This window comes from Neorickettsia findlayensis, from assembly GCF_009856525.1.
Taxonomy (GTDB): Bacteria; Pseudomonadota; Alphaproteobacteria; order Rickettsiales; family Anaplasmataceae; genus Neorickettsia; species Neorickettsia findlayensis.
Genome location: NZ_CP047224.1, coordinates 219,122 through 239,595 on the forward strand (window position 1 = coordinate 219,122; position 20,474 = coordinate 239,595).

33 protein-coding genes and 3 tRNA genes are annotated in these 20,474 nt (G+C 41.9%); 30 read left to right on the forward strand and 6 right to left on the reverse strand.

Annotated features, from left to right (window positions below):
* Nucleotides 1-312: 312 nt before the first annotated feature.
* Nucleotides 313-1,794 carry a chromosomal replication initiator protein DnaA gene (gene dnaA / locus GP480_RS01010; protein ID WP_410522090.1) on the forward strand — a complete coding sequence of 494 codons (1,482 nt, stop codon included), beginning with the start codon at nucleotides 313-315 and terminating at the stop codon, nucleotides 1,792-1,794.
* A 66-nt stretch (nucleotides 1,795-1,860) separates the two neighbouring features.
* Nucleotides 1,861-2,865, forward strand: a complete 1,005-nt coding sequence (locus GP480_RS01015; RefSeq protein ID WP_160095062.1) for an aspartate-semialdehyde dehydrogenase — start codon at nucleotides 1,861-1,863, stop codon at nucleotides 2,863-2,865.
* A 246-nt stretch (nucleotides 2,866-3,111) separates the two neighbouring features.
* On the opposite strand, the gene rlmB is transcribed toward GP480_RS01015, so the two are convergent.
* Nucleotides 3,112-3,843 (reverse strand): 23S rRNA (guanosine(2251)-2'-O)-methyltransferase RlmB, encoded by a 732-nt coding sequence (gene rlmB / locus GP480_RS01020; protein WP_160095064.1) that lies wholly within the window; start codon nucleotides 3,841-3,843, stop codon nucleotides 3,112-3,114.
* Nucleotides 3,844-3,918: 75 nt separating this feature from the next.
* On the opposite strand from rlmB, the gene GP480_RS01025 reads away from it, so the two are divergent.
* From GP480_RS01025 to rplQ, 28 genes are all read left to right on the forward strand, one after another.
* Nucleotides 3,919-4,001: transfer RNA gene (locus GP480_RS01025), tRNA-Tyr, on the forward strand.
* A gap of 8 nt (nucleotides 4,002-4,009) precedes the next feature.
* Nucleotides 4,010-4,080, forward strand: a tRNA-Gly gene (locus GP480_RS01030).
* A gap of 89 nt (nucleotides 4,081-4,169) precedes the next feature.
* Complete coding sequence (gene rpsJ / locus GP480_RS01035; protein ID WP_067978876.1) at nucleotides 4,170-4,481, forward strand: 30S ribosomal protein S10; 312 nt, start codon at nucleotides 4,170-4,172, stop codon at nucleotides 4,479-4,481.
* Nucleotides 4,474-5,106 (forward strand): 50S ribosomal protein L3, encoded by a 633-nt coding sequence (gene rplC / locus GP480_RS01040; protein WP_160095066.1) that lies wholly within the window; start codon nucleotides 4,474-4,476, stop codon nucleotides 5,104-5,106. Before rpsJ ends, rplC begins: the two co-directional genes overlap by 8 nt.
* Nucleotides 5,106-5,750, forward strand: a complete 645-nt coding sequence (gene rplD / locus GP480_RS01045) for a 50S ribosomal protein L4 (RefSeq protein ID WP_160095068.1) — start codon at nucleotides 5,106-5,108, stop codon at nucleotides 5,748-5,750. The genes rplC and rplD overlap by 1 nt, the downstream gene beginning before the upstream one ends.
* Nucleotides 5,747-6,031: a 50S ribosomal protein L23 gene (locus tag GP480_RS01050; protein ID WP_160095070.1), complete on the forward strand. Its 285-nt coding sequence runs from the start codon at nucleotides 5,747-5,749 to the stop codon at nucleotides 6,029-6,031. The genes rplD and GP480_RS01050 overlap by 4 nt, the downstream gene beginning before the upstream one ends.
* 4 nt (nucleotides 6,032-6,035) lie before the next feature.
* Nucleotides 6,036-6,875 (forward strand): 50S ribosomal protein L2, encoded by an 840-nt coding sequence (gene rplB, locus GP480_RS01055; RefSeq protein ID WP_160095072.1) that lies wholly within the window; start codon nucleotides 6,036-6,038, stop codon nucleotides 6,873-6,875.
* 8 nt (nucleotides 6,876-6,883) lie between these two features.
* Nucleotides 6,884-7,159, forward strand: a complete 276-nt coding sequence (gene rpsS / locus GP480_RS01060) for a 30S ribosomal protein S19 (protein WP_067978900.1) — start codon at nucleotides 6,884-6,886, stop codon at nucleotides 7,157-7,159.
* Nucleotides 7,156-7,497 carry a 50S ribosomal protein L22 gene (gene rplV, locus GP480_RS01065; protein WP_160095074.1) on the forward strand — a complete coding sequence of 114 codons (342 nt, stop codon included), beginning with the start codon at nucleotides 7,156-7,158 and terminating at the stop codon, nucleotides 7,495-7,497. The genes rpsS and rplV overlap by 4 nt, the downstream gene beginning before the upstream one ends.
* Nucleotides 7,481-8,116 carry a 30S ribosomal protein S3 gene (gene rpsC / locus GP480_RS01070; RefSeq protein WP_160095076.1) on the forward strand — a complete coding sequence of 212 codons (636 nt, stop codon included), beginning with the start codon at nucleotides 7,481-7,483 and terminating at the stop codon, nucleotides 8,114-8,116. Before rplV ends, rpsC begins: the two co-directional genes overlap by 17 nt.
* 15 nt (nucleotides 8,117-8,131) lie before the next feature.
* Nucleotides 8,132-8,551, forward strand: a complete 420-nt coding sequence (gene rplP, locus GP480_RS01075; RefSeq protein WP_160095078.1) for a 50S ribosomal protein L16 — start codon at nucleotides 8,132-8,134, stop codon at nucleotides 8,549-8,551.
* A complete protein-coding gene (rpmC, locus tag GP480_RS01080) occupies nucleotides 8,548-8,742 on the forward strand; it encodes a 50S ribosomal protein L29 (protein WP_160095080.1) in 195 nt (64 codons plus the stop codon). The genes rplP and rpmC overlap by 4 nt, the downstream gene beginning before the upstream one ends.
* 1 nt (nucleotide 8,743) lies before the next feature.
* The gene (rpsQ, locus tag GP480_RS01085; RefSeq protein WP_160095082.1) at nucleotides 8,744-8,968 is read left to right on the forward strand and encodes a 30S ribosomal protein S17; all 225 of its coding nucleotides are present in this window, start codon (nucleotides 8,744-8,746) and stop codon (nucleotides 8,966-8,968) included.
* 17 nt (nucleotides 8,969-8,985) lie between these two features.
* The gene (gene rplN, locus GP480_RS01090; RefSeq protein WP_160095084.1) at nucleotides 8,986-9,345 is read left to right on the forward strand and encodes a 50S ribosomal protein L14; all 360 of its coding nucleotides are present in this window, start codon (nucleotides 8,986-8,988) and stop codon (nucleotides 9,343-9,345) included.
* Complete coding sequence (locus GP480_RS01095) at nucleotides 9,342-9,656, forward strand: 50S ribosomal protein L24 (RefSeq protein ID WP_160095086.1); 315 nt, start codon at nucleotides 9,342-9,344, stop codon at nucleotides 9,654-9,656. The genes rplN and GP480_RS01095 overlap by 4 nt, the downstream gene beginning before the upstream one ends.
* Nucleotides 9,657-9,671: 15 nt before the next feature.
* Entirely contained in the window at nucleotides 9,672-10,205 is a 534-nt protein-coding gene (gene rplE / locus GP480_RS01100) for a 50S ribosomal protein L5 (RefSeq protein ID WP_160095088.1), read from the forward strand.
* A 17-nt stretch (nucleotides 10,206-10,222) separates the two neighbouring features.
* Nucleotides 10,223-10,528 (forward strand): 30S ribosomal protein S14, encoded by a 306-nt coding sequence (gene rpsN, locus GP480_RS01105; protein WP_160095090.1) that lies wholly within the window; start codon nucleotides 10,223-10,225, stop codon nucleotides 10,526-10,528.
* A 19-nt stretch (nucleotides 10,529-10,547) separates the two neighbouring features.
* Nucleotides 10,548-10,943 (forward strand): 30S ribosomal protein S8, encoded by a 396-nt coding sequence (gene rpsH / locus GP480_RS01110; protein WP_160095092.1) that lies wholly within the window; start codon nucleotides 10,548-10,550, stop codon nucleotides 10,941-10,943.
* The gene (gene rplF, locus GP480_RS01115) at nucleotides 10,944-11,474 is read left to right on the forward strand and encodes a 50S ribosomal protein L6 (RefSeq protein WP_160095094.1); all 531 of its coding nucleotides are present in this window, start codon (nucleotides 10,944-10,946) and stop codon (nucleotides 11,472-11,474) included.
* A 19-nt stretch (nucleotides 11,475-11,493) separates the two neighbouring features.
* The gene (locus GP480_RS01120) at nucleotides 11,494-11,847 is read left to right on the forward strand and encodes a 50S ribosomal protein L18 (protein ID WP_160095096.1); all 354 of its coding nucleotides are present in this window, start codon (nucleotides 11,494-11,496) and stop codon (nucleotides 11,845-11,847) included.
* 16 nt (nucleotides 11,848-11,863) lie between these two features.
* On the forward strand, nucleotides 11,864-12,382 hold the full coding sequence (locus tag GP480_RS01125; protein ID WP_160095098.1) for a 30S ribosomal protein S5: 519 nt from the start codon (nucleotides 11,864-11,866) through the stop codon (nucleotides 12,380-12,382).
* Complete coding sequence (gene rplO / locus GP480_RS01130) at nucleotides 12,379-12,828, forward strand: 50S ribosomal protein L15 (protein ID WP_160095100.1); 450 nt, start codon at nucleotides 12,379-12,381, stop codon at nucleotides 12,826-12,828. The genes GP480_RS01125 and rplO overlap by 4 nt, the downstream gene beginning before the upstream one ends.
* Nucleotides 12,825-14,135, forward strand: a complete 1,311-nt coding sequence (gene secY / locus GP480_RS01135) for a preprotein translocase subunit SecY (protein ID WP_160095102.1) — start codon at nucleotides 12,825-12,827, stop codon at nucleotides 14,133-14,135. The genes rplO and secY overlap by 4 nt, the downstream gene beginning before the upstream one ends.
* Nucleotides 14,132-14,761, forward strand: a complete 630-nt coding sequence (locus GP480_RS01140; RefSeq protein ID WP_160095104.1) for an adenylate kinase family protein — start codon at nucleotides 14,132-14,134, stop codon at nucleotides 14,759-14,761. Before secY ends, GP480_RS01140 begins: the two co-directional genes overlap by 4 nt.
* Before the next feature lie 15 nt (nucleotides 14,762-14,776).
* Complete coding sequence (rpsM, locus tag GP480_RS01145) at nucleotides 14,777-15,148, forward strand: 30S ribosomal protein S13 (RefSeq protein ID WP_160095106.1); 372 nt, start codon at nucleotides 14,777-14,779, stop codon at nucleotides 15,146-15,148.
* Between the two features lie 12 nt (nucleotides 15,149-15,160).
* Nucleotides 15,161-15,523 (forward strand): 30S ribosomal protein S11, encoded by a 363-nt coding sequence (rpsK, locus tag GP480_RS01150; RefSeq protein WP_067978947.1) that lies wholly within the window; start codon nucleotides 15,161-15,163, stop codon nucleotides 15,521-15,523.
* A 42-nt stretch (nucleotides 15,524-15,565) separates the two neighbouring features.
* Nucleotides 15,566-16,567, forward strand: a complete 1,002-nt coding sequence (locus GP480_RS01155; protein ID WP_160095108.1) for a DNA-directed RNA polymerase subunit alpha — start codon at nucleotides 15,566-15,568, stop codon at nucleotides 16,565-16,567.
* An 18-nt stretch (nucleotides 16,568-16,585) separates the two neighbouring features.
* Entirely contained in the window at nucleotides 16,586-16,939 is a 354-nt protein-coding gene (rplQ, locus tag GP480_RS01160) for a 50S ribosomal protein L17 (RefSeq protein ID WP_160095110.1), read from the forward strand.
* A gap of 18 nt (nucleotides 16,940-16,957) precedes the next feature.
* Here rplQ and GP480_RS01165 read toward each other — a convergent pair whose 3' ends face one another.
* From GP480_RS01165 to GP480_RS01185, 5 genes are all read right to left on the reverse strand, one after another.
* On the reverse strand, nucleotides 16,958-17,281 hold the full coding sequence (locus GP480_RS01165; protein ID WP_160095112.1) for a MerR family transcriptional regulator: 324 nt from the start codon (nucleotides 17,279-17,281) through the stop codon (nucleotides 16,958-16,960).
* A complete protein-coding gene (locus tag GP480_RS01170; RefSeq protein ID WP_160095114.1) occupies nucleotides 17,268-17,777 on the reverse strand; it encodes a phosphatidylglycerophosphatase A family protein in 510 nt (169 codons plus the stop codon). The genes GP480_RS01165 and GP480_RS01170 overlap by 14 nt, the downstream gene beginning before the upstream one ends.
* Nucleotides 17,764-18,333 (reverse strand): translation initiation factor IF-3, encoded by a 570-nt coding sequence (gene infC, locus GP480_RS01175; protein ID WP_160095116.1) that lies wholly within the window; start codon nucleotides 18,331-18,333, stop codon nucleotides 17,764-17,766. The genes GP480_RS01170 and infC overlap by 14 nt, the downstream gene beginning before the upstream one ends.
* A gap of 34 nt (nucleotides 18,334-18,367) precedes the next feature.
* Nucleotides 18,368-20,278 (reverse strand): threonine--tRNA ligase, encoded by a 1,911-nt coding sequence (thrS, locus tag GP480_RS01180; protein WP_237111372.1) that lies wholly within the window; start codon nucleotides 20,276-20,278, stop codon nucleotides 18,368-18,370.
* Nucleotides 20,279-20,366: 88 nt separating this feature from the next.
* Nucleotides 20,367-20,439: transfer RNA gene (locus GP480_RS01185), tRNA-Lys, on the reverse strand.
* Nucleotides 20,440-20,474: the final 35 nt, after the last annotated feature.

Below are 20,474 nucleotides of genomic sequence, written 5' to 3' on the forward strand. Positions count from 1 at the left end.
ATTATTAACAATAGGTTCATCAATGCATTTTTGGATGCCCTTCCGTCTCCTAAAAAAAAGGCGCTCGAACCAGTGTTAGAACATAACTCTCAGTCATGCAATGGTGAGTTTGTATTGACGGGATCCACGTTAGGGACCACGCAGACGAGCTCTTTTGAAGTAAATATGGTTCATGTGAGGTCTCCTACGCAAGAATTGTTTCAACGGGCAGCTCGTGATTGCACTTCTGAGGCTGAGGTTATGGATCATGGTCGGCGGGAAGTCCAAAGTGGTATGGCGAATGACTTTTTAGGTGCGGGTTGCGAGAATGGTATGTACCACGACAGACAATGCGTTAATGGTGTCGCGGATGCATATTTCCCAGATGAAGTGTTACTAGCGGAGCAACATAGTAAGTGCATTGATGGTATTGGTCCGACGGAGTGGGATAGGGTAACGAAAAAGTTGCGTAAGTTTTATGGCGAAAAGATTTACGGAAGCTGGTTAAAGTTCATATCCTTTAAGGAGATGAAGTGTGGTCAGGTTTTTCTTTCTGTTCCGACAGGGTTCATAAAAGAGTGGATCACCGTGAATTATTTGAGTAACATTCTTGGGTTTTTACGGAATGAGGATCCTGCAGTCATCTCAATAGAAATATGTGTGAATAAAGAGCATGATAAGTGTCTCGAATCAGACCGTGAAGAGTTAGCTGCACCGTTTGTAAAATCTAAAATCAGTAATGAAGAGGGTCGGTTTGATAGAAAAAGTTTTTCTGAAAATTTAAGTAGCAGCATAGATCGAAGCAGGACATTTGATAGCTTTGTTGTTGGTAAGTCAAATGAGCTTGCGTTTACAGCATCCAAGCGTGTCGCGGAAGCTGTTGAGTTGCCAATTCCAGGTAGCAACCCTCTATTTTTATACGGTGGTGTGGGGCTTGGAAAAACACACCTCATGCATGCGATTGTTTGGCATATAAAAGAGAATTATGAAAACCGTAGAGTTATTTACCTATCAGCGGAAAAATTCATGCACAAGTACATTACTGCATTGAAGAACAAGGACATGATGTCATTCAAGCAGATTTTTAGGTCAGTAGATGTTTTGATGGTTGACGATGTGCAATTTATCAGTGGCAAGGAAAGTACCCAGGAGGAGTTTTTTCACACCTTTAATGCTCTTATAGAGCAAAATAAGCAGCTTGTTATTTCAGCTGATAGGTCTCCTAGTGATTTGCAAGGGGTTGAGGAGCGTATACAGTCGCGTTTGTCTTGGGGACTCGTTGCAGACATTAATCAGACGACCTTTGAATTGCGTGTTGGTATTTTGGAGTCCAAATTGGAACAAATGAAGTCTGATGTTGTTGTTCCAAAGAAAGTTGTGGAGTTCATGGCAAGAAATATAGTGTCGAATGTACGTGAGTTGGAAGGTGCACTTAATAAAGTTATAGCTCATTCAGAAATTACTGGGAGTATCGTCACAGTTGACTCTGCTAAAGATTTGTTGGCTGACATATTGCGGACGAATAGTGTTGCGGTCACTTTGGAAAACATTCTTGCTAAGGTGTCAGAATATTTTAGTATTAAGATTTCAGATCTTAAGTCACAAAGAAGAGTTAAGGATGTTGCATATGCAAGACAAATGTGTATGTTCCTTGCTAAGACGCTTACTCAGAGGAGTCTCATCGATATAGGAAAGTTCCTTGGGGGTAGAGATCACGCTACGGTGATACATTCCGTGAGAAAAATCGAGGTTTTGATTAAGAATGACGCAAGAGTCGCTGAGGATGTCAGGATACTGACAAAAAGGTTGACGTAGTTGCCGAGATTGTCAGTTTTATTGATAGAATAGTGAAAAGGTTTATTATCTAGGTTTGGTCTTACGGTGAGTTCTCATTTGGCTATTGTTGGTGCGACCGAAATTATTGGAAGAGAATTGGTCAAGTTACTCGCCTATAGAGAGATGAAAAAGGAAAGCATTTCTTTTCTTGTCTCTAGGGAGCATGCTGGGGTGCATATCGGTTTTGGTGAAAGCAGTGACGTCACTGTGCAAGATGTAGGTACGTATGACTTCTCCAAGGCTCGTTTGGCCTTTTTTGTCGGTGGGCGTGGAGTTGCTCATAATATTGCCGAACTTGCTGCAACGTCTGGATGTATTGTCTTGGATAGTAGCTCTTGTTTTAGAATGAGGGATGATGTACCGCTTGTGATCCCCGAAGTAAATCCACATGTCTTAAACTCTCTTCCTGATACGAGAATTATTTCTAGTCCTAGCTCACTCACGACGCAGATGTTATTACCTTTGAAGCCTTTGCATGATTTAGCGAAAATTTCCAGGATATGGGTTAGCACCTATCAATCGGTTTCGGATGCTGGAGAGGAAGGAATGGATGAGCTATATGAGAGTACAAAACGTAGATTTGCTTTTGCTCAGGAGAAGCCATGTGTGTTCCCGAGAAATATAGAATTTAATTGTGTCCCGCAGGTGGGAGAGTTAGATGAGCAAAACTTCTGTGACGAAGAAATAAGTCTTATGAGAGAAACCAAAAAGGTTTTGGAAGACTGTTCGGTAGAGGTGTTTCCCACATGTGTACGGGTTCCAGTTTTTGTTGGTCACGCGCAGAGTATAACCGTGGAGTTCAAGGAAAACATTTCCGAAGGTGATGTTTATGAAATTCTTTCAGATGCTGAAGGGGTAGCTTTCTTAAGGAAAGGCTATAAGTGTCAGCCGGAAGTTGTTGGGTATGATGATGTTTTTGTTTCACGATTGAGATTCCATTCTCCACGTATGTTGTCTATGTGGGTGGTTGCAGATAACTTGAGGAAAGGTGGTGCGCTGAATCTTCTCCATATTTATGATCTTCTATCTAGTGTACACGGTTGGAAATAGCATTCTATATTTGGTTTCTGGCTTGATGTTATGGAAAAAGTTGCTTGGGTTGGTGTTCTGTTATGTGTGCTCCCTTCTACCAGAAAGGAGATTATACTTCCATCTCGTTCATAAACAGATTGTCTGTTTGTAAAGTTTAAGTGAGAACTATTCATTGTCGATTGCTGTCTATCATCAAACACGACGCGCGAGTTATTACTTCAAATGAACTAGCTTGCCGGGCTTTAAGTTCATTCTATGAAGGGTTTACTCACTACTGCAAAACTGAAACATTGCTATGGCAGCCGCGTTGGAAACATTAATACTGTCAAAGTTTTTATCAGTGTACATTGGTATAGAGAGGGTTTGATCACATCTGTTTTTGAGGAGATGTGAGACGCCTTTTCCTTCTGAGCCAAGTATAAAGGCGACTTTATCTGGGAATCCTATTTCTGTTAACTTAGAACTCGCTCCTCCATCCAGAGCATAGCAAAAATAGCCATTCTCTTGAAGAATCTTTATTGCATTTGTAAGGTTTGCTATTGTGCAGACTGGTATACTCTCTAATGCGCCGCTGGCTGCTTTCGCGATAACAGAAGTTTCACTTGGCGAATGTCGTTCTTTCACCACAATTGCGTCTACCCCAAAGGCTTTGGACGACCTTAGTATGTTACCAACGTTGAATGGGTCAGTGATTCCATCCAGTATCATAATCAGTGATCTTTTTCGGATGCTTTTTAGCACATTCCTTAGCTCGGGTTGTGAGAGTTTTTCAGTTATTACTGCTATTCCTTGGTGAAGTGCGTCCCTTCCGCAAATCTTCGTAATTTCTGTATTTTCACAAAAAGAAATATTAGGCAATCTAGAGCGTTCGAGTAATGGTAAGTAAACAGCCTTTTTTTCTCTAGCGATGAAGATAGATAAGATATTTCTCTCGGGATTTTTTATCGCTGCCACGGCAGCATGTTTCCCAAATATTACTATCTTCTCCTGTTGCACTTGCTTGATAGAGTGTTAGAATATCACGACGACTGATCTTAGCAAAAAAACTTTGCGCGTTACAGTGTTGTATTAGGAGGGATGGCTGAGTGGTCAAAAGCAGCAGACTGTAAATCTGCCGACGTGAGTCTACGTAGGTTCAAATCCTTCTCCCTCCAGGTTTTGTGCGGGTGTAATTCAATGGTAGAATATCAGCCTTCCAAGCTGGTTGTGTGGGTTCGATTCCCATCATCCGCTCTCCGTTTCCTTTTTATTGTAGTGATTTGGGCGCTTTTGCGGTGATTGGGCCTTTTAATTGTTCGAGTTTTGGGTAGAATGTATCTAGTATGAAGAAAATTAGGATAAAGCTTAAGTCATTCGACAGCGGGGTTCTGCACCGTTCGACAAAAGAGATTGTCATGGCAGCTAAGCGTAATGGTGCTCTAGTTTCAGGGCCAATACCTTTGCCGACTAGGGTGAGCCGTTATACGGTGAATAAGTCTCCCCATGTTGATAAGAAATCCCGTGAGCAATTCCAGCTTGCGGTGCACAAGTGCCTTCTGGAGCTGTCGAGTTTTAACGCCCATCTTTTGAGCACCTTTACGAATTTTCAGTTGCCAGCTGGGGTTGATATAAGTGTTGAGGTGAGAGATGAGTAGGGTTGGTTTGTTGCTGAAGAAAGTTGGCTGTACCTCGGTTTACGACGATCGATTGTCTTTGATTCCGGTTACGCTTCTTCAATTAGAGGAGAATGTTGTTCTTTCCGCTGAAGAGAAGGATGGTTTTGTTGTCACAAAGATCTCGTTTGGGGCGAAGAAGCTCAAAAAGCCGCAGTTGGTGTACTTGAAGAAACTTGGTCTAGAAAGAGGTGGTAAGGTTGTTGAATTTCGTGTTTCGCCTCGTTTTGTGCCAGAGCCGCTTAAATCTCTTACGGTAGAGCATTTTCGTCCTGGCCAGTATGTTGATGCTGTTGGGACAAGTATAGGAAAAGGTTTCGCTGGTGTCATGAAAAGGCATAATTTTGCCGGTTTGAGGGCTTCTCACGGTGTTTCTATATCGCATAGATCAGGTGGATCTACAGGGCAGTGTCAGGATCCTGGAAAGGTTTTTAAAGGAAAAAAAATGGCGGGGCATATGGGTAATGCGAGAGTTACCATACAGAATCTGCTAGTTCAGTTGGTAGATGTCGAGAACCGTCTTATAGGTGTGCGCGGGAGCGTTCCTGGTTGCAAGAATTCCTACGTTTTATTGAGAGATGCGTTGAAAAAAGGTGAGTTTGCGTGATGAGTAGTCTAGAGGTGGGAGTTTTGGATTTTGGTGCCAGCAGTCTGGCGGGGAGTATCGCGGTTGATCGTGCACTTATAGAGGTGCCGTTTCGCCCTGATCTGCTGAGTCTTGTAATAAATTGGCAGCTTGCAAAAAGACGTGCTGGCACTCACAAGACGAAGGGTATCTCTGAGGTTAGTGGTACCACTAGAAAACCGTATAGACAGAAGGGCACCGGTAGGGCAAGACAAGGTAGTTTGCGTGCTCCTCAGTTTCGTAAGGGTGGAATTGTCTTTGGGCCAGTAGTGAGGCAGCATGGTTTCTCTGTCAATAAAAAGGTTAGATCTCTTGCCCTTCGTTCAGCTTTATCAATGAGATTTGCTGAGGGTCGCTTGTTTGTGCTCGAGAGTTGCAAGTTGGGTGAGTATAAAGCTGCCGCGTTACTGAGATGGCTTACTTCAAATACCGAGTTATCTGCAGGTAAGAAATTTCTTATTGTAACAGAGGAAAAAAACGAAAGTCTGCTCAGGGCGGCTTCAAATTTACATTGGGTTAAGGTCTTATGGGGATCGTCTGCTAATGTATACGATGTAGTCTTGCATGACTTCGTGCTGCTCGAAAAGGCATCTGTTGATGTATTAGTTGAGAGGTTGCTGAAATGAGGCTCGATTTAATAGGCCCTTTGGTGGTCACTGAGAAGTCATGTTTGCTAAAGGATTCATTGGGAAAGGTTTCGGTTTTCGCGCCTGTCTCTGCGACCAAGCAGCAAGTTAGGTCCCTTTTCTTGAAAAAGTTCAAGGACATAAAGATTCTTGCAGTTAATTCCGTCCTTACTCATGGGAAGAGTAAGCGTTTTAAGGGTAAATCAGGTAAACGCTCTGATAGGAAAAAGTTTATCCTTACTATAGATGGTGGTTCCCAGCTTGATTTAGGTAGGTTGTAGGGTTATGCCGGTTAAGAATTTAAAGCCTTTTAATGCCTCCTCCAGGGGTGCGGTCTTGATTGATTATTCTGGAGTCTGGCGTGGGTCGCCCGAGAAAAAATTACTTGTTCCCAAGAGATCAGGTTCTGGTAGGAATAATGCTGGTCGGATTACCGTTAGGCATAGGGGTGGTAGAGGTAAAGTAAGATATAGGTTGGTCAGTTTTAGTCGTTTTTCGTCTGGTACTCCGCTTTTCACAAAGGCGGTTGTTGAGAGAATTGAGTATGATCCCAATAGAACAGCGTTTATTGCTTTAGTTCGTGATTCCAAGACTGGTCTGCGTTCGTACATTATTGCTCCAGAGGGTCTTAAGAAGGGTGATGTACTTTCAACAGATGTTTTTGATGATATTGCTCCAGGGTCGTGTATGCCCTTAGAAAAGGTACCTCTGGGTACGGCGGTACACAATATTGAGTTGAAACCCGGTGCTGGAGGGCAGCTTGTTCGTTCTGCAGGTAGTAGTGCGCGTGTGATTGCCAGGGATGGGAATTACACACTTGTTAGTTTGCCTTCCGGAGAGAAGCGGTTGATTCTGTCAACCTGTCGTGTTACGATTGGCACGGTTTCCAACGCGGATAGAGAAAATACTAAGCTAGGTAAGGCTGGAAGGTCTAGATGGCTTGGTAGAAGACCCTCCGTGAGAGGTGTTGCGATGAACCCGGTAGATCATCCTATGGGTGGAGGAGAAGGAAAAACTTCGGGTGGGCGTCACCCTGTTTCTCCTTGGGGCTTCTCTAGCAAGGGTAAGAAAACTAGGAATCCCAATAAGTTGAGCTCGAAGTTTATTAAGTCGAAGAAGAGGTAGTGTTTTATATGCCTAGGTCTGTCTGGAAGGGTCCATTCTGCGATAACTATGTTATAAAGTTAGCGAGAAGAGCTAGAGGCAATCCTAATGCTCTGATCAAGATAAGGTCGAGAAGGTCTGTTATACTCCCTGCTTTTGTTGGCTATACTTTTGGAGTCTACAATGGCAAAGTGTTTATTCCTGTTAAAGTGAATGAGAACATGGTTGGTCACAAGTTTGGTGAATTCTCTCCGACTAGGACATTTAACGGACATAGTGGAGATAGAAAGGTGAACAAAAAATGAGAGCTGAGTACAGAAATATGAAATCAAGTGTCCAGAAGATAAATCTGGTTGCTGATGTAATTCGTGGTAAGGGTGTCGGTGCTGCGAGATCGCAGCTTTTGTTTTTGAAAAAGGCTTTAGCTAGGCCACTTTCTAAGGTTTTGATGTCGTCTGTTGCAAATGCTCAAAATAACTTTGGCGTCGATCCAGATAATTTGTACGTGAAGGAAGTTTTTGTGGGTAAGGGAATGTCTCTAAAGAGGTTTGCTGCTCGTGCACGTGGTAGATCTGCTTCTATTAGAAAGCACTACTCGAATGTATCTATATTATTAGGGGTTTTGGATGGGTCAAAAGGTTAATCCTGTTGGTTTTAGGTTGTGGACACACGGTTCGCATGCTTCTATTTGGTATAGTAAGCCTTGCGATTACGCTAGGACTGTTACCGAAGATTATTTTATTACCAAGTATGTGGAAAGTAGCTTTGCTCATGTTGGTATATCCAAAGTGATTATAAAACGAAAGGGTGCAGCTTGTGATATTACACTTTATTGTGTAAAACCTGGTCTGATAATTGGGAGAAAGGGTGCTGATCTTGAATCTTTCAAGCTTAAGTTGAATAAAAAGTTTGGTTTTATTCCAAATCTAAACATAGTCGAGGTAAAGAAGCCTAACAGCAGTGCGGTATTAGTGGCGAAGAGTATTGCTTTTCAACTTGAGAAACGTTCTTCTTTTAGAAGGGTGATAAAAAAAGCCATAGCTACTGTGATGAGGGAGAGCGATGTGAGGGGTGTGAAGGTTGCTTGTTCTGGCAGGCTGTCCGGAGCTGAAATTGCTCGTACAGAAGTTTTTAAAGAAGGTTCCGTTCCTCTGCATACTATGAGGGCTGATATTGACTATTGGGTCGCTGAAGCTCACACGACGTACGGTGTGATAGGTGTAAAGGTTTGGATATACAGAGGTAACATATTTAGGGTATAGTGGTTTTAGCTTGTTATGCTTGCACCAAAGAAATTAAAGCACAAGAAGTTTAGAAAAGTTAGGTTTTCAGATGCGAGTGCTAGGGGTTCTGAGTTAGCTTTCGGGGAGTTTGGTCTCAAGGCAATTGGGAGTGCTAGGCTCAATGGGAGGCAAATAGAATCTGCACGTAGAGTGATAACCAGAATTGTTTCAAAAACAGGAAAGCTTTGGATAAATGTTTTTCCAGGAATTCCTCTGACGCGTAAGCCCACTGATGTTCGGATGGGTGGTGGTAAGGGCTCTGTCGACTCTTACATTTTTGCTATTTCTCCAGGTAGGGTGCTTTTTGAGCTGGGTGGTGTGGACAGGGAAAGGGCTAAGCTTGCTCTATGCAAGGCGTCTGCTAAGCTTCCTTTTGCTGCGAAATTTGTTGAGAGGGTATCTTCTGAGCTATGAGAATATCTGATATTAGAGCTAGGTCTAATAAAGAACTGATGGAATTGCTTTCCTCTATGAGAGCTGAGTTGTTTACTATTCGTCTCAGAGTTTCCTCTTCTGAGCCTGGAGTCAGGTCCACTTCTAAAAGGTTTATCCGTAGGGATATTGCACGAATATTGACATGTTTGCGAGAAAGTAAAGGGAGTTAAGATGTCCGCGTTGATATTAGAAGGTGTTGCCGTTAGAGATTCTTTGTCTAAGACGGTTAAGGTCAGGGTCACTCGCAAGGTGTCTCATCCGAAATATAAGAAGGTTTTGCATCTTTCAAAATCTTATTTGGCGCATGATGAAGAAAATGTTGTCCGGGCCGGACAGGTGGTTAGGATTCGAGCTGTTAGGCCTATGTCTGCTCGAAAGGCGTGGTTGGTAGTTTAGGTAGTTGTCTTGGATTTATGATAAAAAAAGAAACTGTGTTGGATGTAGCTGACAATTCAGGTGCTAAAAAGGTTTTGTGTATCGGTATCTCGGGTTCGAAGAAGACGGCTTCAATTGGTGATGTAATAACTGTCTCGGTGAAGAAGTGCGTTCCTGTGGGTAAAGTTTCTGCTGGTTCTGTACATAGAGCAGTTGTTGTACGAGTCAAGAAGAGATCTACTTCCAGTATTGTGGTTTTTGGTGATAATGCTGTTGTGCTTCTCAATAAGCAGAATGAAATGATAGGGACAAGGGTTTTTGGGCCTACGGATAGTTTATTACGCCGTAATAAAGGTTTTGCAAAGATTTCCTCTCTGTCACAGGAGGTTTTTCAATGAGAAAGATTGTGTCCGGTGATCAAGTAAGGGTTATTTCGGGCAGTGAAGCTGGTAAGGTAGGCATTGTGCGGAAAGTTCTTTATTCCTCTGTTGGTGGAAAAAAAGAAGTGCGCGTCGTTGTATCTGACGTGAATGTTCGTAGGTTTATCAAGAAAACTCAAGCGGGGAAAAAGTTTGATACCAGGCCTTACCCGATTGCAGTTTCTAATATTGCTCTGCTTGCGGGGGATGGTTTTATCTCAAAGGTTGGCTTTCAATTAAAGGACGGTGCGAAGAGGCGGATCTTCAAAAGGACTGCCGAGTTTGTCTAGTTTGGGTATTTTAAGATGCTTGGAAGTGAATATCATAAAAGTGCGTTGGCAAAGGTGATGAAAGAGGTCGGGGTAGATTCCTCTGTAAAAGCTCCAAGATTTGAGAAGGTGTGTCTCAGTATTGGATTAGGTAGTGCCAGTAGTGACAGTAAGCTCTTGGCTTCTGCTGTGGAAGATTTATCTCTCATAGCTGGGCAGAGAGCTGTGGTAACAGTTGCGAAGAAGTCTATATCTTCTTTCAAATTGCGTAAGGGCTTTCCAGTTGGTTGCCGGGTTACTCTTCGCAAGCAAAAGATGTTCGATTTTATAAACAGGCTATTGTATGTGGCTTTACCTGATCAAAAGGATTTTAAAGGGTTTACGGCGGGAAATTTTGACGGACACGGTAATATGGCTTTTGGTTTGACGGAACACATCGTTTTTCCTGAAATAGATTTTGACAAAACTTATCGAGTAATTGGGATGAATGTTGTTGTTGTTACCACGGCTTCTACTGATCGGTTAGCACGAATCTTGTTATCTTGCTACGGGTTTCCGTTTAGGGATTAGTATTTGGAATTTTTTGTATGGCAAAAAAAGCTTTGGTAGTAAAAGACGAAAGGAAAAAAGCACTTGCGTGCCGTTCTAGAGAAAGGAGGTCCACCGTTCGCAATATGAGGAATGATAAAAGTATTTCACTCAAGGAGAGGATTGCGATTCAGGCGAAGCTTAATTCTCTTCCTAGAAATAGTTCTCCTGTGAGGAGTAAGAATAGGTGCTCGATAACTGGAAGACCCCGGGGTTATTATCGCAAGTTTGGTATCTCTAGGATACAGTTGCGTGTCTTGGCTAACTGGGGAAAGTTGCCTGGTGTTGTAAAATCTAGTTGGTAGTTTTGTTGGAGGGTGTTGCGTGCCGAATAGCTTGATTGCAGATGCTGTTACGAGAATTAGGAATGGACAAATGGCTAAGCTTCGGGAGGTCATCATATATCATTCTCGTATTCTGGTTGAAATAGCTGCCCTTCTCAAGGAGGAGGGTTATATTTCTGGATATGAGGTGGTTGAAATTAGGCCTTCTGTAAAGAGGATAATAATTAAGTTAAAGTATTATTGTGGGAAGCCGGTTATAAGTAAGTTGAAGCTCTTTTCGCGGCCGGGAAAGAGGATTTATTCGCGCGCACGTCAGATACCGAGGTTTTATGGAGAGCTGGGTATTTCGGTTCTTTCTACTTCTAGGGGCATTTTGCCCTCCTACAAGGCTGTAAGCAGCAATTGCGGTGGTGAATTGTTATTTGGGGTGTATTAGATGTCCAGGGTAGGGGAGAGCAGTATTGGTATTTCAGGTCTAGCCTGTTCCTTTGATCGGTCTACTGGTATAGTGAGATTTTCGTCTGGAGGAGTGAGCGTGAATCATGCCCTCCCTAGCGGTATCTCTTGCGAGGTTAGTGCGGAACACATCCAGCTGAGTGCCGAGAGTAATGCAATGTCGATGTTGCTGGGCTTGCACAGAAGCTTGCTTAATAATATTGCTTGCGGTTTGAGAAAAAAGTTCCAGCGTAGGCTTCTACTTAACGGTGTTGGCTATAAAGCTGAGGTGCGGGGTAGGTACCTTATCCTTTATTTGGGATATACGCATAATATTAAGTATTTTATTTTTGAAACGGTTTCTATTACAGCTGTTAAGCCAACTGAGCTGCTTATTGAAAGTTCGGATAAGCATGTGTTAGGTTTAGTTGTTTCGGACCTGTGTTCTCTTAGGAAATACGATCCTTACAAGGGGAAAGGTATTTTTCCAAGTGATGTTGTAATGCCTAGAAAAGAGGCAAAGAAAAAATAGTGGTTGTTTTGTATTGTGAATGTCTTTAAAGTTAAACAAGCGTGACAGACGAGCCTTCAGGGCTCACTATCGGAAAAGGGGAAAACTGCCTTTACGTCTCGTCGTTTCGAGAAAGAATCGCAATTTCCATGCGCAAATTATAGATGATACAAGTGCGAACACGGTGTATCATGTGTCTACTTTGAGTAGAGATTTTGTGAGAAATGGTGGTGTCCTCAATTCATCTATTGTGGGTGATCTAGCTGAGTATTTTGTATCTAGAATACCAGAATCTTTGAAGGGATCTAGGGTTGTGTTTGATAGTGGTGCGTCTGCTTACCACGGATTAGTGGCGCTTTTTGCAGAAAAGGTAAGAGCGTGTTTAGAGTTTTGAGGTCTTTTGTCAGAAAATGAAGAACGTCGATCATAGAAATGTGGATCTTTTTGAGAGCGTTGTTGACATAGCAAGAGTAAGTAAAGTTACGAAGGGTGGTCGTCAATTTTCGTTTAGAGTTGCTGCGCTGGTTGGAGACAAGAAGGGCTCAGTTGGTTATGCTACTGCAAAGCACGATGAGATGCTTGATGCACGCAGTAAGGCTGTGAGAAAGGCAAAAGGTGCTATGATTCGCTTTCCGCTTAAGGAAGGCAGGACTATTCATCATGATTGTTTCTCGAAGCTTGGTGCTAGCAAACTGTTTATAAAACCTGCTCCTGAAGGTACTGGAATAGTTGCTGGTGGTGCCATGCGAAAGTTCTGTGAAATGTTAGGTGTGTCGGATATTATTGCCAAGTCCTATGGTTCCTCTACTTCTGGTATAGTTATACGAAATGCTCTTAAGGCGTTCTCGCTGGTGTGTTCTCCTGAGTATGTTGCTGGCAAGAGAAATAGAAAGAAGTCAAAATTTGTTAGTGGATCTGTTGCCCAATGATTAAAGTAAATGATATTTTGCTCTCCCTTGTGACTCGTCGTTCGAAGCGGCGCGGTAGGGGTATAGGTAGTGGTAAAGGTAAAACCTGTGGTAGGGGTTTCAATGGGCAAGGTTCTAGGACTGGCGTGGCCCTTTCTCGTATGGAAGGGGGACAGCAGTCTTTCCTTCGTGCGTTGCCTAAACGTGGGCAACGGCCCCTCGCAAAAAAGGTTTATTCTCTTGTTAGCGTTGCGAAAATTGCTTCTCTTGTGGAGTCTGGTGTTTTCTCCTCGGGGGAGATCCACATTTCGAAGGAGTTGATGCTCAAATGTGGCTTGATCAAGAAGAATTCGCCGGTGAAGGTTTTGGCTTCTGTTGGTGTCTCGCTTGTTGGTCTTAAGATTTCTTCCTGTGAGTACGACAAAATTTCTGTTTCTGCTAAACGTGCTTTTGGGTTGCCTGAATGAATCAATCGAACTTTGGATTACTTTTGTCATCTAAGGATCTGTTCCACCGACTATGTTTCTTATTGGTGGCTCTTTTGGTTTACAGGTTTGGTACCTTTATAACTCTTCCTAGTGTCAATCCCGCGCATGTGTCAGAGATCTTTGGTGCCAATCTTTCCTCTGGCATAATAGGAATGTTTAACACTTTTTCAGGAGGTGCTCTTGGGAGAATGACACTGTTTGCGCTCAATGTGATGCCATATATAGTCTCTTCGATTGTGGTTCAGGTGTTTTTCTCGATGCTTAAGAGTGAAGGAAAGGTGAGCGCAGAATTTATGAACGAGTCCAGGTTGTCGTTTTACTCAAAATTGGTTGCACTTTTTCTCGCTTTCTTTCAGGGTTTTGTTATTGTTGTTGGTCTCGAAAGGACAAAGGCATTTGTTGGGGGTAACGAAGAATTTTATTCTTTGTTGAAGTATACTTCGGTTTTAACTTTGGTATGCGGGACGTTCTCTTTGATTTGGCTTGGCCAGCAAATTAATTCTAGGGGTATAGGAAATGGTATATCGTTGATAATTTTTGCGGGGATAGTCGCAGAAATGCCAGCAATTTTTGGTAATCTCTTTTCTGGTATTGGATCTCCAAGTTCAGGTGTTCTTGGTGTTTTTGTAAGTTTGTCCTTGCTCTTTTTTGTTGTTTTTTTGGTCGTTCTCGTTGAGCGTGCTTCCAGGAATGTTCCTGTTCATTATCCACGTCGCAGGACTTGGGGTAGTACACATGGAGACGCTTCTTCTAGTATACCCGTAAAGATTAATGTTTCGGGTGTTATACCTCCAATTTTTGCTAATGCGCTGATTTTATTTCCTTTAACCTTGGCGAATTTTTCTGCGGATAGCTATCTTGGCGAATTGATTATTAGGTACTTTTCTGTGGGTCAACCGCTATATTTTTTATTACACTCTTCTTTATTGGTATTTTTCTGTTTTTTTTATAGTGATTTTGTTTTTAACACAACTGAGATTTCTGACTCGCTGAAGAAGGGTGAAGCAATTGTTGCTGGTAGAAGACCTGGTGTATCAACTAAAAAATATCTTGATTATGTTCTTACGCGTGTTACGGTTGTTGGAGCTGCATATCTTGTTTGTATCTGTGTGGTACCTGAGATTTTTCGTAGCTACTTCGGCTTTGATGCTATTATTAGTGGTACGAGTTTGTTAATAATCATAAATGTCATAACAGATCTGCTTTCTCAGATCCAGGTGCATCTTTTTAGTTCTCATTATTCTTCTTTTTTGAAAAAGGGAGGGGTAATTTTTAACAAGCGATGAATTTAGTAATATTTGGCCCGCCTGGCTCTGGCAAGGGTACGCAGTCCTTGCAGATTTGTTCTTATGTTTCAGCTTCCGTAATTGACTGTGGTAAGCTTTTGAGGACCGCTGCTCTGACTATAACTCAATCTGAGGATCTTAGAGCTGGAAAGCTCCTTCCGGATGAACTGGTGATAGATGTTATAAAGGAAAAATTGAAAGAGCTAATAAAAGTTGGGGATAATTTTATTCTCGATGGTTTTCCACGAAGCGTAGTTCAGTGTCATGCACTATTTGAAATGTCTTCTGAACTGGAGTTTGAGATTTCGTGCCTTGTGAAGTTTGAAGTTTCTGAGAGGGAAGTCTTTGCCCGGCTTTTGGAGAGGTTCGTTTGTAAGGCATGCGGTGGCCTTCATGATGTTGTTTTAGGCAGGTGTATTTCCTGTGGTAGTGTTGAATATGAAAGGCGTAGTGATGATCTCAAAGTTGAGTCTATAAAAAAGAGATTGATGCTATATAGCGCTGTTGAGCGGGATATTGTAAACTTGTTCAGGTCTAGGTCTATAAAAGTGTTGAGCATAGATGCGGGCCGTTCTGTGGACGAGGTTGCAGCTGATCTTAGGACGCAGCTTTTGATGTTTATATGAGATGTATTTGAGTGTATGAGGTTTTTAGGGGTAAACTTGCCGGATAATAAGGCGGTTGTAATTGCTTTGACGTATGTATATGGGATAGGCCTGCCTACCGCAAGAAAAATTTGTTCTAGTCTTGCTATAGATGGATCTGCCAAATTGCTAGACTTAGGGCAGGAACAGCTAAGTTCTATTGTGTCATACATCAAGAACAGTGTTCCATTTGAAGGAGAGTTAAGGAAGTCTGTTGCCTTTTCGATTAAGCACTTAGTGGATATAAAGTGCTACAGAGGGGTGAGACATAGAAAAAATCTGCCTGTTAGAGGACAGAGAACTAGGACAAATGCCCGTACTAGAAAGGGTAAAGTTAGGGTTCCTATTGCAGCTAAGAAAAGAGTTTAGTATTCGATATACATGAAAGAGAAAAAAAGTATCGTTTCGGGTAATGCGCACGTTATTGTAACGTTTAATAACGTCTATATTACTGTCACCGATCATCAGGGTAATGTACAAGGCTGGGCCAGTTCTGGCTCGGTTGGCTTTAAGGGTAATAAGAAGTCTACCGCATACGCTGCGCAGTCCGTTGCAACAACCTTAATGACGAAGCTGAAGCGCATTGGACTGAAGATTCTTAATGTGCATTTAAGTGGTTCTAATCCAATTAGGGAGGCTGCACTTCGCGCAATTCGGAATTCCGGGATTGTAATTATCTCTCTTCAGGACATGACGCCTGTTCCACATAATGGAGTAAGGCTGAGAAGAAGACGTAGGGTTTAGTCTTTTCTTTTATATATGATTTTTGACGTTGTGTAGTTTGTTATGAGTGTTGTATTAAGTAAGGGTTCTTTGGTCGATGTTTTTTCTTCTCCATCTGTTGTTTTGAACCAAATTCGGGAAGGGTACTCTGCTGAGTTCATCGTTGAGCCCTTGCGCGTGGGGTTTGGACTGACAATTGGTAATGCAATGCGTAGGGTTCTTCTTTCGTCTCTTAGTGGTTTTGCTATAAGTGCTGTTGGGATTAAGGGTTTAACGCACGAATTTTCTTGTATACCTGGGGTGCGTGAGGACTTTGCTGACCTTGCGCTCAACTTGAAAAAGGTGGTTTTAAAAAGTATTTCTGGTGCCACATCTGGGAGTTTGCATCTTTCTGTTACGGGTGGAGGTGCTGTATTCTCTAGTATGATTTCTCCTAGTCGCGATTTCGAAGTTGTTAATGGGGATTTACTGATATGCAATGTTGCTGAAGGGGTTTCATTAGAGATGGAAATGAAGGTGAGTAGCGGTTTTGGATATGTTTCATCTGTCTCTGTTAAAAAGGATGAATACGACCTTGAAGGTGCCGTTCCAATAGATGCAATTTATAATCCTGTCCGTACTGTGAATTTTACAGTTAAGCCTACTAGTGCTGGCAGCTTTGTTGGGCACGACAAGTTGACTCTTTATGTTGAGACGAATGGCGCTATTGATCCGAAGAGTGCTGTTCTTGAAGCCAGTAAGATACTGTCGGCTCAAGCGAGGTGTTTTCTTAATATTGCGGACCCCGAACATCGAGTTCATGGAGTTTCTTCTAGTGTTTCCACTTCTGATAGGAATGATGCTAGTGATCTTTTATCCGCGCGCATCGATCGTTTATATTTGTCTGCAAGGGCAAGAAAATGTCTTAATGGTGAGAATATAGTTTATATAAGGGATTTGGTTTCCAGAACTGAGGCTGATTTGTTGAAAGCACCAAACTTCGGTAGGCGTTCTTTAGAAGAAGTAAAAAAGGAGCTGTTTAGTAAGGGATTAAGTCTTGGTATGGATCTCGATAACCATGGTTAAACTTTATGGGAATTTATTATGAAGCACAGGTTAAAGAAGCATAGATTATCAAGGAATTCTTCGCATAGGATGTCGCTTATGTGCAATCTTTCCGTCTCGATAATAGAGCATGGGCGAGTACAAACTACTTTGGCTAGGGCGATTGCTCTAAGGCCGTTTATTGAAAAATTAGTCACTAAAGCTAGGGTACCGGAATCATTGTCTATGAGAAGACTTTTACTCTCTCGTATTAAGAATGAGTCTGCGGTTACAAAACTCATCAATGAGGTTGCACGACGTTATGTAGATCGTCCAGGTGGTTACTGTAGGATCATAAGGACAGGGTACAGAGTTGGTGATGCAGCCCCAATGGCTATCATAGAGTTTGTATAAGGTTTCACCTACGCTTTCTTAATCTCTAGCGAATTTTGTAAGGAAATCTCTAAGCGACCTGAGATGCTCCGTCGCCATCTCGAGTTCTGCTTGATTTGTATCCCCTTCCAAGGCTGACCGTGCACCTCTGATTGTCATTCCTCTTTTGTGAAGCAGTTCTTGTATTTTCTGTATTACCTTTATATCGCTTTGTGTATAAAGTCTTTTTCCAGAGTGTCTTTTTGGTTTAAGTGTTTCAGGAAACTGAGTTTCCCAGTATCTCAATACATATTCTTTTAGACCTATAATTTTGGCGACCTCACGTATTGAATAATATAGTTTTCCTTTTTCAAAGCAAAACATACGGAATAATTAAAATTATTAAGAAAGCAATAATTGCTGCGAGCAAGTCATCAAGCATTACTCCAAAACCTCTGTGTATGTTTTTTTGCACGAAACTTATAGGCCAGGGTTTTACTATATCTAAGAACCTGAACAGTCCGAATGATGTGATGCACAGAAGCAACATGACAGAAGGCTCAAAGCTATTTCCAAATGTACAACTAATGCACAAGAACAAAATTATTTGTGCGACCAGTTCGTCTATTATAACTTCCTTCGGGTCTTCCAATGAGTAGGTTGCTTCATATTTATCACAGCTCCATATACCGATTAGGAACAGGCATGATGAGATTAGGACAACATATACGATGGAGAGCGGAAAAAATATAATCAGCGGAAGAAAAACAAATGCAAGTGCGCTACCCAGCGTTCCAGGTAACGCCGAAAGGTAACCAATACCAAAGCATGTTGCACATTTTACAAATACATCCTGTTGTTTCTTCTTATGATTTTCCATTAGGAGCAAGGATGATAAAAAAATTATTGTTATTCTGCACAACTTCTTTTTCCAATTTACCAACCTCGGATCCGACCTCCTCTACAACTTTGTTCAGTAAGTTGATAGCAAGGTTTTTGTTAGTCATTTCTCTACCACGGAGCCTCACCACAACTTTCACTTTGTCTTCCTCTTGTAAAAATTCCCTAATTTTTTTGAGTTTCGTATTCAGATCGCCCGCTCCTATGGATTGGCGTAACTGGACCTCTTTCACCGTGGCAGACTTTTGCTTCCTTCGTTTGAGGTTAGATTCCTTCTTTGCCTCATATTTGTATTTTCCGTAGTCCAATATTTTACATATTGGTGGAACCACAGCTGAAGACACCTCTACTAAGTCCAAATTTCTATTTTTGGCTAGCTGTAGTGCTTCGGCAATCTTCATCACTCCCATGAACTTATCGTTCACGTCTATCACTCTTACTTCGTTGTTCGCGTTTGCATAACTCCAGACAATTCTTTTGTCTGTATTAGACCTATTTGGATAGCGGCCAGCGAAATTCTTTTCTTTATTCTTCAAATTTATTAAACCTCAAATTCTTCTTATATTAGTGCTACTTAATTTGTCGAACATTTAACTCCCCTAATATTTCTTCAAGGGCTGCGTCAACTGTTTTCACTTCGGATTCACTTGAACCTATTCTTCGTACCGCAACGCTATTACTTTTTTCTTCAATTTTACCAATGATCCACAAAATTGGGACCCTTCTTATTGTATGATACCTGACTTTGTAATCAATTCTTTGATTACTGAGGTCAACAACAGCACGCACACTTGCTCTGGATAGATGATTCACAATTGACTGTGCATATTCTTCAACCTTTTCCGTAATGGTGAGGACTGCTACCTGTGTGGGAGCGAGCCACAATGGAAATTTGCCATCATAATGTTCAATTAAGATACCTAAGAAACGCTCGAATGTACCCAAAATTGCTCTGTGCAGCATTACCGGATGCTGTTTTTTTCCTTCATGATCTACATAAGTTGCATTTAGACGCTTTGGCAATACAAAATCGACCTGTAGAGTACCACACTGCCATTTTCTCTTTAATGCATCTACAAGTACGAACTCTATTTTTGGGCCATAGAATGCTCCTTCCCCGGGATTAAGTGTATAAGCCAACCCAACTTTATCTATAGCAGACTTTAGTGCAATTTCTGCTTTGTCCCAGGTTTCATCATCTCCAAGGCGCACCTCAGGTCGATCTGAAAAGCGTACTTCTACTGCTGTGAATCCAAGATCTCTGTAGACCTCTTTTAGTAGTTCACAAAACGCAGTAGTCTCATCACAGATTTGTTCAGGTGTGCAGAAAATATGCGCGTCATCCTGAACAAAGCCTCTGACCCTCATTAGACCATGCAATGCTCCAGAAGCTTCATTTCTGTGACACATACCAAATTCTGCTAGCCGCAGTGGCAGATCTCTATAACTTTTTAGAGATTGTTTAAAGACCTCAATATGTGCTGGGCAGCTCATTGGTTTGAGTGAAAATTCGCCATCATCCGAACTTATAACGAACATATTCTCTCTGAACTTGGCCCAATGTCCTGATCTTTCCCATATGCACCTGCTGTATACAATTGGTGTTTTTATCTCGCGATAACCATGCACCCTGAGCTTACTGCGAATGTAACTCTCCAATATTCTGTACAGGATAAATCCATTCTCGTGCCAGAAAACCTGTCCTTGGGCTTCTTCCTGTAGATGAAAGAGTTCCATTGTTTTACCAATAGCACGATGATCCCTCTTTTTTGCTTCATGTAAGAAGGAAAGATAATTGTTCAATTCGTCTTTTGTTGCCCATGCGGTGCCATATATACGTTGCAAGGAGTCATTTTTTGCGTTACCACGCCAGTAAGCAGTTGATACTTTCAGTAATTTGAAATGTTTCAACCAACCTGTTGATGGTGCGTGCGGACCACGACACAAGTCAATAAAATCACCCTGCTTGTATACAGAAATCTTTTCTTCAGAAGGAATCTTACTGATAAGTTCAACTTTGTATTTTTCGCCCTTTTTTTGGAAAAACGAAACTGCATCGTCTCTGTTCCATTCTTCGCGTGTTATTCGGTAGTTTTTCTGGATAATTTCTTTAATTTTCTCTTCTATCTTTTCGAAATCACTATCAGAGAAAGGTGTGGGAGTAGAAAAATCGTAATAAAAACCATCATCAATGACTGGTCCTGTTCCTAATTTTGTTTCTGGATATAGCTCCTGTACTGCTTGTGCCATGATATGAGCACAATCGTGCCTTAGTATTTCGATTCCTGCTTCGCTTTCGACCAGAATGGGCTCTATATCTGCATCACATTCGAGACGATAAGAGAGATCAACACTGACACCATTTACATAAGCTGCAACTGTCCTAGAAAAAACTCCAGCATCAAAAGTAGAGATTACAGATCCAACAGTTTCACCAAAGGTTGCGGTTAGAGAAGAGGACAGAAGAGTTACGGTTAACACGATACACCCCAAAAGTGACTCTCAAGCAAAAGCAGTACCGCGAACACAGGATCCAAAAAAAATGCTCCTAAGAAACTCTTATAACCCGTGATCTCGGTGCGATTCGAACGCACGACCCTTTGATTAAAAGTCAAATGCTCTGCCGACTGAGCTACGAGATCAACTGACCGAAATTTTACAATGAAAGGATGAAAGA